Source organism: Bacillus cereus group sp. MYBK15-3, assembly GCF_051916765.1.
GTDB lineage: Bacteria > Bacillota > Bacilli > Bacillales > Bacillaceae_G > Bacillus_A > Bacillus_A cereus.
On sequence record NZ_JBQAHG010000008.1, the window covers coordinates 44,875 to 57,518 of the forward strand.

Genomic DNA, 12,644 nt, shown 5'->3' on the forward strand with positions numbered 1-12,644 from the left:
CTTTTTCATATACATAATGTGAAACTTTAATTAGCCCTCACCTAACTTCTTTGCTTCCACTGAATTTTGAGGTAGGGGTCTTACTGCCTGACAAATAGCGGGATAAATAACTTCTCCGCATAAGGATTAAAAAACATTCCAAGTTCATCTAGAGATTTCCTCACCTGTAAAAACGAATGAAACTCTGGATATATATATTGTAATTGTTCATACGATAATGTATGCATTTTCCCCCAATGTGGACGCCCTTCATACTTCAGAAAAATCTTTTCCACTTCGCCAAAGTAAGCAGCATATTTCATACCTTTATACATATGAACAGCGATATATGCTGAATCTCTTCCATAGGCCGGACTAAGCCATATATCATCCCCTTTCACATAGCGGCATTCGATTGGGAAGTGCACCTTATACTTTTTCTTTTCAATAAGATTTGAGATTTCTTCTACAACCGTCCTCATATACTTTGAAGGAATGCTATACTCCATTTCATAAAATGGCACCGTACGTGATGTAGCAAATACTTCATAGCTCGGGCCAATTATTTTTGTGTTTGGTACAGCTTTAGCTGATAACCGACTCACGCCTTTACTTATAGAAGGAAACCATTTACATCCTTTAGATAGTAAAGAGAACATCCTATTTTCAAGTAACTCCACCTTTAGTTTATGCCATTTCAAATCACTGCCTTTATTCGTTGTTTCGTTCGTAAGTTTCACTTGTACTTCATCAGAATAAGGAAAAACGAAAAATTCAAAATGACGATGCTTCTTATATTCTTCTAGTTTGTTCATTACAGTGGATAATGACTGTTTTTCACTTTCATAAACGAGTGAATACGCTGGAATAACCTTCAATTTTATCTTTACAATGATACCTAACATTCCAAGTGACAACTGAAACGCTCTCCAATATTCTACGTTCTCAGCTTCCGAACAAACTATACTCTCACCATTAGATAGAACTGCCGTAATCTCTATAACTTGTGTTGATAAACTCCCAAAGGTAATACCCGTTCCATGAGTCCCCGTACTAATCGCTCCTGCAATAGATTGCGAATCAATATCCCCTAAATTTTCTTGCGCATAACCTTTTTCCTCAAGTAACTTCCCTAAATCATATAACTTTGTTCCTGCCCATACTTCAGCAACCATCTTCTCTGCATCAATATTCACAATACCCTTCAATTCATCTAAAGAAACTAAAACTTCTTCCGTTTGCACAAGGGGGGTAAACGAGTGTCCTGAACCGACAACACGAATTTTCTTTCCCTTTTTTCGCGCAAGCCCCACAACTTCTACTACATCTTGTATACTTTCTGGATACATCGTATAATACGGCGTTCCTTCTACATTCCCTGTCCAATTTCTCCACTTTTGTCCCTTTATAGAAAGCATTGGCCATCCCCCCGATATGTTGAATACTCCCCGACAATCTCTCCTTTTTTAACACGATATAAAAAAGGAAAGCGTTCACATAATTCACCAGCCTTACTATGACGAAACAAAATGGTCTCTCCTATATCCACTCGTTCCTCGCCGTTATAAAAAATTGGCGTTTGTACCTCGCCAGCACCTTCTAAAGCTAATAATTTTGCACCCTTCGGTCTCCAAACTTCAGGCTCTTTATCTTTTCCAACTGCTCCTGAAGCAATATATCCACCACCTAGGCAAGTGTAAATAAACGGGACTGGTTTACGCACAACTGGTAAGGCAAATCCGACCGCTGGATGAAATTTCACCTCTTTATAATAATCAAACAGCTTCGGAGAATAAAAAGCAGAACCTATTGTAATCTCTGAAACTGAATTATCTTTCTCGGTTGTTTTTATGCTTCCTGTTCCGCCTCCATTTACAAACCTTAGCTCAATACCAATGTTTTGTATTGCTTTTACAATATGTTCTCTTCTTTCTTTAACTTCTAGCACTGATTTCTGCTTTAAATACGAAATCACTTTACTTTTCAACCATTGATTCGGTATATAATCGCCCACCCCGGCAATTTGAGCTTCATATCCCATTACACCATCTAACATTAAATATGATGACCTTCTCACCTTTTCTACTACTTTCAACGCATCCTGCACATTTTTTACTGGGGACCTTTGTACACCAAAATGAAATTGAAAGAAGCGACTACTCATATCAATATCCAAACAAACACGAAAACATCCTTTAGATTGCTCAGCAATGTTTTCTAAATACACAATATGCTCTTCACAATCCACCATACAAGTTATAATGAAACCTTCCTTTGTTAACAAACTAATTTCATACAGAGCTCTTTCATCGTAAGCAGGATATCCAAGCAATAAATCATTAAATCCTTGTTCTATTAAAAATAAAATCTCTCTAGGTGAAAAGCACATAATACCTTGAAATCGATCATTTGCAGCTAGTATCTTTTGCATAATCGGAACAGAGCGTAACGATTTACTCGCTATACGAATCTTTTTATTTCCACTTAACTCTATAATCGATTGAATATTTCTATCTAAAGCCACTTCATCCAAAAATGCACAAGGTAATGGAACTTCTTTAAAAATTCCTCGATCCACATTTTTCTCTCCTCTTCTCAATATGTCTTATACATATTGGAAAGAAAGTGTGATTTTCCTGTTTGCAAATAAAAAAAGTTTCTTCTTTACGAAGAAACTTTTTGAAACTACTTCATAGAAATAGTCGCCTCTACTGGATAATGATCAGAGTAATCATTATACGTATATTTTTGGAACCATGATGTAACAGTCCATTGTGGAGATTGCGGCTGTAACACCTTATTCTCTATATACGATGGGTTCGCATGGTCTTTACTTGCAATAATATAATCTAAATACTCAGCAGGACTATCAGGGAAATTATATTTTGCAATACTGTTTGTCGTTGCGTCCCAAGTCGCTGTATGTCCAGTATAAGATGGTACAGAAGCGTTCAATGTTTTAAACATAGATGCATACTCTGAGTCATTCTTGTTCTCTGCATTTATTTTATTTACGTTCATATCACCACCAATTAACACATACTCATTATTTGGTATATTTTTATTTTTAATAAAGTCTTGAATTTCTTTTAATTGGTCTGTACGTACAGATGCAGGTGAAGTTTTTCCGCACATACTATCTTCCGCTTGCAAATGCGTACCAATTACATGAACAAAGTGATCATTTTTCTTAATTTTCGTGTATACAAATCCTTTATTCGATAAATTATCTGGCCCGCATCCTTTTGCAAATACATATTGAATCTTTTCAGCGATTGGCCATTTGCTCACAATCGCAACGCCACCATCTTCAGGAGTTGAAGATGAATAGTTTCCTAACGTTTTATCCCATTCACTTCCACTACTACGACCTAATACTGCTGTTTGATTTGGATATTCTTTCTTCAAATTCCCTAATAAACGATCTGATGCGCTATTATCAAACACTTCATTTAATATAACTACGTCTTGATTCTTTATATAATCTGCCGCCCCGATTAAATCAGCACGCTCAGTTTGTCCCCAGTTCGGATATAAGTTTGTTGATAGCATATATACATTATGCGTCATCACTTTTAATGTATCGTTTTGATTTGTAGACGCTTCTGCTTGAGCTGACGTTCCGCTATATAAAGCTCCTAGACCAACACCTAAGCTAAGTACACCTTTTAGCAATTTACCTTTCACGTTTCATACCTCCATGTATTGTATAGTGATAAAAAGGCCAAATACTCTATTCTGAGATTTGACCTTTTTTAAATACTTAACGATTTCCGTACGTATCAAACCAAAGCTGAATATATCCAGCAGTAACACGTTGTGCATCCATTAAACGCTTACCTGTCATTGGTGTAACTTCAGCGCGCCATTTATCTGCATATTCTTGTGATACAGCAGCTCTCACGAACCAATCTTTCGTATTATCATTTACAATGCCAGCGTAATCTTGTTTCGCAACTACTGCCGCTCCATGAATCCAATCTTCTGGATTCGTACCTTTCCAGTTCCAATATCCATTTCCATCCGTTACTTTATAGTTATCTTTTATCGTATCTACAAAGTTTTCATATTTAGAATGGAACCCTTGTGGATACGAAAGGTTCGTAAAGTTTGCTGCATGCATCGGTTGGTTTACATCCCCTAGATAATGAAGAGATAATCCTAAATAGAAGAATGCTTGTTTCATATCTTTATTTTTGTAAGACTCACCAGCTAATTTAAAATACTTAGCTCCAGTTTCCTTTGCCTGCTTTGCATACGGAATATAAGTTTTCCCATTGTCAGGGTCATAGAAATGTGAAGCAAATGTGCTATTATCATAGTAAGGATTTTCATAGTCAGCAGCATAAATACCGTTCTCTAACTCCGTACGCCATTCATTTAATAGTGCAACTCGATCTTGTTTTACAAGTGTTGTATTACGAGACATAATATCAATTGCACGGTTTACAATCCATAAATGAGAATTCACACCTTCTTTATGTTTATCTTCAGCAGACCAGCGCGGAATAACTCCAAATCTCTGTCCCCCATCATTTTCATGAGCAAATGCAACACTTTGTAATGGAGCAACTAATGTAATAGCTGCCGCTAAAGCAAGTACTTTCTTTTTCATATAAAATCCTCCATTTTATAATTGAATTATTGTAAACATTTTGTTAGGATCCTATGATGTCGTCCGGTTAACCTATGACTAGAATATCCCACCTTTCACGAAATTTCTATCAATAAATTAAAATATGCAAATGTTCATATCATTATAACTTTATACACAGTGAATATAATGAATGAATACACTTTCATTTTAATAAACTATTATTAAGGCTTGTCTAAACTAATGTAAAAAAAGAGTAAAGCATCTGAATGCTTTACTCTTTTTTTCTATTCGATAATATACTTGGCAATTGTACATTAACTGCTAACTTATGAATAAATCCAAACACTAATCCAATCCCAATAAATATGTATAAGATTGTAAATATCTTTCCGAAATCAGTTTGCGGACTAAAATTCCCATCACCGACAGTCGTCAACGTGACCACACTAAAATATAAAGCGTCAATAGGACGTAATTCTTCAACTGTACTATAAAAAATCGTACCCGATATTAAAGTCAAAATTGTTAATACGAATAATACTTGAAATTCTTTATCTTTCCACGCTCGTAAACAGGCTCTTAACATTCGCTTTAAAGTTAACAAAAATGAAAGCATTAGATTCTCCCTTCCAAACAAAAATACATTTAGTCAAAGGAAAGTCTATCACCTTTCAGTATAGAAAAAAAGTAGCCCTCTTCTATTTCTAGAAAAGGGCTACTCTATTCAATTCTATCTTATTTAGGTGAAACAAGAATTTTCACTTGTGTTTTATCTTTTACAAGTGCTTCAAATCCTTCTTCAACAACTTGATCGACTGTAATTTTTTTCGTAATTAATTTCTCTGCTTGAATTTGACCAGAGCTAATTAATTTAATAACAGCTGGGAAAATGTGACGGTATCCTAAAATACCAATAACTTCTTTTTCTTTTAATACTAAGTTATTTGGAGTAATTGTTGCGTCTTTTTCCCATACACTAACAATTACAGTTTGTCCTTCGAAGCTTGTACTTTCAATCGCTTGGCGTAGTACAACTTCAACACCTGTTACTTCAAAGCTAACATTTACACCTAAACCATTTGTTAAGTTACGAATTTCAGCTAACACATCTTGAGTTGCTGGATTTAATACATAATCCGCACCTGCTAATTTCGCTAACTCTTGACGTTCTTTAGAAAGTTCAACTGCAATAACAGGAGTTGCTCCTGCTGCTTTAGCTGCTTGGATAACAAGAAGTCCAATTGGACCGCAACCAAATACTGCTACTGCTTCCCCTTCTTTTAATTTACTTTGACGTACTGCATGAACTGCTACTGCTGCTGGTTCTACAAGCGCACCTTGTTCATACGTCATTTCATCTGGAATGTGATGAACCATATCTTCTGGTACTACTGTATATTCAGAGAAACCGCCGCCTTCTCCGCCAAGACCGTGGAAAACAAGTTGTTCACAAACATTGTAATGTCCATGTTTACAAGCTTCACATTTACCACAAGAATAAATTGGTTCTACAACAACGCGGTCTCCCACTTTATGAGATGTAACTCCTTCACCAATCTCTATTACCTCACCACTAAACTCATGACCTAAAATAACAGGTGCTTTCACATGTGTTAATGGATGTTCTTCTGTTGGAATAAAAATAGGCCCTGCTAAATATTCATGCAAGTCTGTCCCACAAATACCACACCATTTAACTTTGATTTTCACTGTTCCTGGTTTTACTGTTGGTTCTGGTACTTCTTCTACTCGTACATCACGTTGATTATGCCAAAGTAGTGCTTTCATTTTATACATCCCTCTCTATGTATATACTTAACCTGGTGAAGTTTACAATTCTATTATAATACTTCTATCCATATATTTCAAAAAAACAATCGTATCTCTACTAATTTTTTACAAATAACGTTCAATATTTTGTCACTTTGTACTTTTTTCCACATCTGTTAATTCAATTTCATTGCAGGTGAAATTAGCATTGTGCCATAATAGCATAGGAGAGGTGAATATCGCTTGAAATATTTTATTTACTTTATCGTTATCGTGGCATTTTTAGATACATTTTCACAATTACCTATTATGAGTACTTTCGCTCAAAGCCTTGGAGGAACCCCTCTTATTATCGGGCTAGTTGTCGGTATGTACTCATTCGCTAATATGATCGGGAATATTATTGCTGGAGCAGCTGTCGATAAATTTGGTGCAAAAAAAATCCTTTATATAAGCATGGGAATTACGAGTTTCATAGTCTTGTTATACACCGTTGTTCAAAGTGGTGAACAACTATTAGTTGTTCGCTTTATGCATGGATTTAGTGATGGCTTTTTAATTCCTGCTGCCTTTACATTTTTATCAAAACAAACAAATGCAAAAAGACAAGGAAAAGCAATGGCTCTGTCTGGTGCTGCTGTTGGAACAGCCGCAATCGTAGGACCGGCTTTCAGCGGTATTATGAAAGCAACAGCTGGCGTAGAATGGGTCTTCATTACTATTTCTATTTTAATGGCTCTTGGTACGATCGTATCTCTATTCTTCTTACCAAATAACGTATCAAGAAAAGATACATCAAGAACGCAAATAATGAACAAAGAAGATATGGTTGAACTTTTAAAATCAGAACCGTTATTACAAGCATATATTGGTGCTTTCACATTAATGTTTTCACAAGGAATTGTCACTTATATGTTACCAGTAAAAGTTGAGGCATTAGCGCTTAAAGCATCCACAACAGGCATGATGTTAAGTGTATTTGGTATAACTGCTATCCTCTTCTTCTTGCTTCCAACAAATCGTATTTACGATCGATTTAATCGTTCGAAACTAATGCTAATCGGAATTGCAGTTATGGCATTCGCATTATCTTTACTCGGATTATTTGCTACAAAAGGTATGCTCTTTATCGTAATGATGATTTATGGAATTGGATTCGCAATCCTCTTCCCGTCTATTAACGCTTTACTCGTTGAAAATACTACAGACGATAATCGCGGAAAGGCATTCGGATTATTTTATGCCTTCTTCTCATTAGGAGTTGTTGCTGGCTCCTTTACAGTCGGCGCAATCGGAGCATCACCTAGCATCAGCTTCATTATCGGGACAGCATTTTTATTAACATTTGCTGGGATGATTTATGTAAGAAGCAAAGTAAAAAAGACAATGATGGGATAATCCATCATTGTCTTTTTTAAAATGCATATTGATATAATCCGTAATATAATGGAAGCGTTGGAATAATGCCAATTAATTTAAATATAAAAGGTAACGGCTCATCTCGCTCTTCATATAAACGAAAAACAAAAACTGCAGTTAAAGTCCAAATGACGCTAAACAAGAAGATACATTTCCAAACAATTGAGGTTAATATTTGTATATCAAATACAAAACCAAAGAGCCCTATCGAATAGAACTCTTTTTGCCCAATATATTACTTTTGTGTATAACCAAATAACAATGTAAATAAATTAAACTGTAAAGGCAATACTACATTTCTTCTTTTACAAAAAAGGTGTATACATACCGACGATACTTCGACAATTTCCTCGGAAATATTTCCTTTCCCCACATAATTTGATACACTACACATGAATAAAAACTTGTATTACATAAGCTAAAATAATAACTTACTGTACAAATTAAAAAGCACAATCTTCATATGAAGATTGTGCTTTTATGTTATTAGCGTTTAATCCAAACAGCGCCTGCCGATTTATCTTCTGCCTGTCCAACAACTTGGAATTTAAGTCCAAGGTTTGGAACTTTTCTTCCTGCGTCTGCAATTTGCTTGTTACTATATACTTTTGAATCATCAAAAGTTGTAACACCTTGTAATCCAGAATAGTTAAACTGACCACGTGTTAATGAATTTACACTCCATGCTGGTGTTTTATCAAATGAAAATGCAGCATCTGCAATTTGCATGCCCGTATTACCGTATGCTGGTTTCCCGTTTAAATTACCAACTAGCGCTTCTGGATGAGAGTCAACAACACCAAGGAATCCTTCACCTGGATGCATCCCAACCCAGTTATCTTTAAAGCTATCATCTGCATACCAAACGACAAGACCTGTATTGTACACTGGACCTTTTCCTGCTTTTAATCCATTATCTGATCCCGCATAGTTTCTCCATTCTAAGTAGTAATAATGAGCTTTCTTCTCTGTCCCATCAGAAACAACAAAACCATTTAAATTCATTTTAGAATTTCCTTCTGCATCATCAGAAAATACAACTTGTCCATCAACAGTTACATTTACATTATCCATCGCAAAACCTTTATATGTTACAGCCGGATCTGTAATATAGTCGAATTGTAGTTTCACTTTTTTGCCTTTAAATTGACTTAAATCATATGATTTATCAATCCATTTCCCATCTGTTGTATCTTTATCTCCTTGGACTACTTTTTCTCCAAGTCTATCAATTAACGTCTTCGTTCCATCTTCTGTTACTGCATGTACTTCGACGAAATCGCACTCTGCTTCTAACTCATAATTTGCTTTATAATCGAATTTTGCATTTGTTCCCTTTGTTAAATCAAAGAATGGTGTCTCTAACGTTGTATGCATATCATCGCCTCTTGTACTATAATATGCATGCTTTCCAAACTCCGGTTTAATCGTTTCAACACTTTTACCTGGTAAGTTAACACGTACAACGCCTGGACGATTTGATTTCGTAACACTTTGATCAATATAGGTAGGAACTCCCACACCACTCTTAATTTTATCGTAATCTACTTCTAATATTTTTGCCCAGTTGCCACCCATATTCTTTTGTAAGAAGTCTTTATTTTGTGGTGAAAAACTAGTCGGCTCTGTTCCTGCGATTTTCCCTGTCCAACTACCTCCACTCATTAATGACCAAGCTTCGACTGGTGAACCATTTCCAGTATATTTCGTGTCATATTCATCTGGTAATCCAAGATCATGTCCAAATTCATGTGCAAACACACCTACAGCTCCATCTTCTGGTTCAATTGTGTAATCATGTGCTGCTACTTTACCACCAAAGTAATCTACCTTTGATTTCGTACCTTCAATCGCTACTGGATCTACTGCTAATTTTGAACGATGTGACCAGATCGCATCATCACCTAATTTACCGCCACCAGCTTCTTGACCAACACCAGCATGGATTACCATTAAATGATCAATTACACCGTCAGGTTCATTTTGATTCCCGTCCCCGTTTGTATCATATCTATCAAATTGATCAAACTGGGATAAATCTAGTCCTTTCTCAGCAGCTGCATGCAAAGCTTCTTTCACTAAATCACGTGCACCTTTCGGACCTTTATTATCGTGCCCACTGCTACCATCAGCTCCATAATCAGATGCTTTTCCTGGAACAGTTAGCCACTCCGTTACATATCCATCTGTCGTATAACTACCACCAGACTGCTCTTCATAGTATTGTTTAAACGTTTTTACTTTTGAACCATCAAATAAAGTATACGGCTCATTACCGAACAACATCTTTTGATAATGTTCTCTACTAAAGTCTTTCGAATACATATAACCTGGTGTTTGATCAATATTATTATGTTTATAATCACTAAATTCAACGAGTAGCACTAATACTTTATCTGATCGAACAGATCCCTTATATGGAGCTTGCTTTGCTTTTGAAGTTGGAACTTGCCCATTCAATTGATTTTTATTTGGTTCTGGCTTTTGCTCAAGGCTAACATTTTTTTCAGCCTTTTTTGCATTTTCCTTTTCTTCCATCTTTTTCTCTTTTACTTTTTTTGTGAAATCAGACGTTTCTTGTGAGTGAGCATCTGGAAGAATTTCTTTATTCGCCTGATCTCCTTGTTTCTTTTCAATATATTGCTCAACAGCTTTTTTCGTCTCTTCTTTAGAAGATGATGGATTAATTGTTCCTCTTTCTTTCAGTGCTTCCGCTAAACGATCTTCTTGAATTAAATTGTAATCAATTGGTGTTGTAGATACATTATCTTTCTTTTTTGCTGCCGTTTCTGCATATGCTAACGGAGCACTCATTACAGATGTACATCCGATAATTGCCGCAATTGCTAATGATGACAACACTTTAAATGGTGCTTTTCTTCTCATTCCATTTCTCCCCTTTTATAAAACTTAAAATTCAGATAAATCGGTGCGTTTTTGTCGAAATCTCTGTTTACTACCCTCCCTATATAAAAAGACATAATTCTATAAACATTAAGCTTTTTGTTATAGAATCATGCCCTCCAGTTTTCTGGTCAGACCCTCTATCTTTTTATCCCTTGGTTCAATTAATAATCAGTGGGGGGATGAACAAAGCCCCCACTGATTAAAGTTTCACTTTATGTCGAAATATGAAAAATAAAGAGTTATGTGATATATATTAAATATCTTATATAACAAATTTAAAAGACAATATGCAAAATTGCATGAAAATTCTTTTAAATAAAAAAAAGAATCCTAGTCAATTAAACTAGGATTCTTGCTTTTCTATTATTTCTCTTGTGTTTTTTCCCAATCAGCTAAGAATTTCTCAATTCCTTGATCTGTTAATGGGTGCTTCACTAATGAAGCAATTACGTTTGCTGGGATTGTTGCAATATGTGCACCGTTTAATGCTGCGTCAGTTACGTGAACACTGTGACGTACAGATGCTGCAATGATTTCTGTTTCGATGCCATGAATTGCAAAGATTTCTGCGATTTGACGAATTAAGTCCATACCGTTATGACCGATATCGTCTAAGCGACCTAAGAATGGTGAAACGTATGTTGCACCAGCACGAGCTGCAAGTAATGCTTGAACTGCTGAGAACACTAATGTAACGTTTGTACGAATTCCTAAATCAGAGAACGCTTTTACTGCTTTTAAACCTTCTGTTGTCATTGGAACTTTTACTACAACGTTTGGAGCAATCTTCGCTAGTTCTTTTCCTTCTTCAATCATCTTATCAGCTTCTAAGCTAATTACTTCTGCACTTACAGGTCCTTCTACAACGTTGCAAATTTCACGAATGCGTTCGTGGAAGTCTACGCCTTCTTTTGCTACAAGTGATGGATTTGTCGTTACTCCAGCTAATACACCTAATTCATTTGCCTCTTTAATTTCGTTAACGTTTGCTGTATCAATAAAGAATTTCATTTGTTGTTCTTCCTTCCTAATTTTCATTTTATATTTATTTATTTTTCTTAATAAGCTCTAATTCAATCGGAATAGATTTGTCCACTTTTTTACCTTGTGTTATCTCTTTTGCTGTTTGCATCGCCTTCTCCCCGATTAATTCCGGTTTTTGAGCAACTGTTGCAGCCATACGCCCATCGTTAACCGCTTTCACTGCATCGTCTGTTGCATCAAATCCAACAACGACTACATCTGTTTTTCCAGCAGACTTCAATGCTTCAAGTGCACCTAATGCCATCTCATCGTTATGCGCAAACACGGCTTTAATATCACCATTTGCTTGCAAAATGTTTTCCATAACAGATAATCCTTTCGCTCTATCAAAATCAGCTGCTTGTTTTGCAACTACTTTTAAAGACTTATCGGCTACGTTATGGAATCCTTTCCCACGTTCACGAGCAGCGGAAGATCCAGGGATTCCTTCTAACTCAGCAACGTTTGCTCCTTCGCCAACTAATTCACGAATGTAATCACTAGCCATTTGACCACCTTCGATATTGTTAGAAGCAATGTGAGAAACAACCTTACCTGAATTCGCAACGCGGTCTACTGTAATAACAGGAACATTTGCTGCATTTGCCGCACTTACTGCTGAAGCAACAGCATCTGAATCGGTCGGATTAATAACAACTACATCGACACCCTTTTGAATTAAATCTTCAACATCGTTCGTTTGCTTTGCTGCATCATTTTGTGCATCAACAGCAATTAATTCAATGCCACTATCTTTCGCTTTCTTTTCTGCACCCTTTTTCAAAGTTACAAAAAAGGGATTATTTAAAGTTGAAACAGAGAATCCAACTTTAATAGTTTTATTTCGACCTTTATCGCTAGAATCCTTTGCCCATTCTGGCGGTTCCATTGAACAACCAGCAGTAATGACCATAATACATGCAACGAGTATAAGTAACCATTTCTTCAT

At 35.9% G+C, this 12,644-nt stretch carries 10 protein-coding genes and 1 pseudogene; 1 reads left to right on the forward strand and 10 read right to left on the reverse strand.

The annotated features are described in order from the left end of the window. Positions 1 to 80: 80 nt before the first annotated feature. The 6 genes from ACTFR8_RS25885 to bdhA form a co-directional block, all read right to left on the reverse strand. A complete protein-coding gene (locus ACTFR8_RS25885) occupies positions 81 to 1,397 on the reverse strand; it encodes a D-arabinono-1,4-lactone oxidase (protein WP_048568080.1) in 1,317 nt (438 codons plus the stop codon). Further along, positions 1,385 to 2,557, reverse strand: a complete 1,173-nt coding sequence (locus ACTFR8_RS25890) for an amino acid deaminase/aldolase (RefSeq protein WP_000373743.1) — start codon at positions 2,555 to 2,557, stop codon at positions 1,385 to 1,387. Before ACTFR8_RS25890 ends, ACTFR8_RS25885 begins: the two co-directional genes overlap by 13 nt. A gap of 107 nt (positions 2,558 to 2,664) precedes the next feature. Then, a complete protein-coding gene (sph, locus tag ACTFR8_RS25895) occupies positions 2,665 to 3,666 on the reverse strand; it encodes a sphingomyelinase C (RefSeq protein ID WP_000676789.1) in 1,002 nt (333 codons plus the stop codon). Positions 3,667 to 3,742: 76 nt separating this feature from the next. Then, the gene (gene cerA, locus ACTFR8_RS25900) at positions 3,743 to 4,594 is read right to left on the reverse strand and encodes a phospholipase CerA (RefSeq protein ID WP_000730997.1); all 852 of its coding nucleotides are present in this window, start codon (positions 4,592 to 4,594) and stop codon (positions 3,743 to 3,745) included. 253 nt (positions 4,595 to 4,847) lie between these two features. Then, positions 4,848 to 5,192, reverse strand: a complete 345-nt coding sequence (locus tag ACTFR8_RS25905) for a potassium channel family protein (RefSeq protein ID WP_000948209.1) — start codon at positions 5,190 to 5,192, stop codon at positions 4,848 to 4,850. Positions 5,193 to 5,311: 119 nt separating this feature from the next. Then, the gene (bdhA, locus tag ACTFR8_RS25910) at positions 5,312 to 6,364 is read right to left on the reverse strand and encodes a (R,R)-butanediol dehydrogenase (RefSeq protein WP_000645827.1); all 1,053 of its coding nucleotides are present in this window, start codon (positions 6,362 to 6,364) and stop codon (positions 5,312 to 5,314) included. Between the two features lie 225 nt (positions 6,365 to 6,589). Between bdhA and ACTFR8_RS25915 the strand changes: the two genes are divergently transcribed. Beyond that, complete coding sequence (locus ACTFR8_RS25915) at positions 6,590 to 7,744, forward strand: MFS transporter (protein WP_048568077.1); 1,155 nt, start codon at positions 6,590 to 6,592, stop codon at positions 7,742 to 7,744. Positions 7,745 to 7,760: 16 nt separating this feature from the next. On the opposite strand, the pseudogene ACTFR8_RS25920 reads toward ACTFR8_RS25915, so the two are convergent. The 4 genes and pseudogenes from ACTFR8_RS25920 to rbsB form a co-directional block, all read right to left on the reverse strand. After that, positions 7,761 to 7,973 (reverse strand): annotated as a pseudogene (locus tag ACTFR8_RS25920) (hypothetical protein); the annotation flags it as partial. A 278-nt stretch (positions 7,974 to 8,251) separates the two neighbouring features. Next, positions 8,252 to 10,651, reverse strand: a complete 2,400-nt coding sequence (gene inhA2, locus ACTFR8_RS25925; RefSeq protein ID WP_252209794.1) for a M6 family metalloprotease immune inhibitor InhA2 — start codon at positions 10,649 to 10,651, stop codon at positions 8,252 to 8,254. Between the two features lie 384 nt (positions 10,652 to 11,035). Then, entirely contained in the window at positions 11,036 to 11,683 is a 648-nt protein-coding gene (fsa, locus tag ACTFR8_RS25930; RefSeq protein WP_000667698.1) for a fructose-6-phosphate aldolase, read from the reverse strand. A gap of 34 nt (positions 11,684 to 11,717) precedes the next feature. Beyond that, a complete protein-coding gene (gene rbsB / locus ACTFR8_RS25935) occupies positions 11,718 to 12,644 on the reverse strand; it encodes a ribose ABC transporter substrate-binding protein RbsB (protein WP_000758974.1) in 927 nt (308 codons plus the stop codon).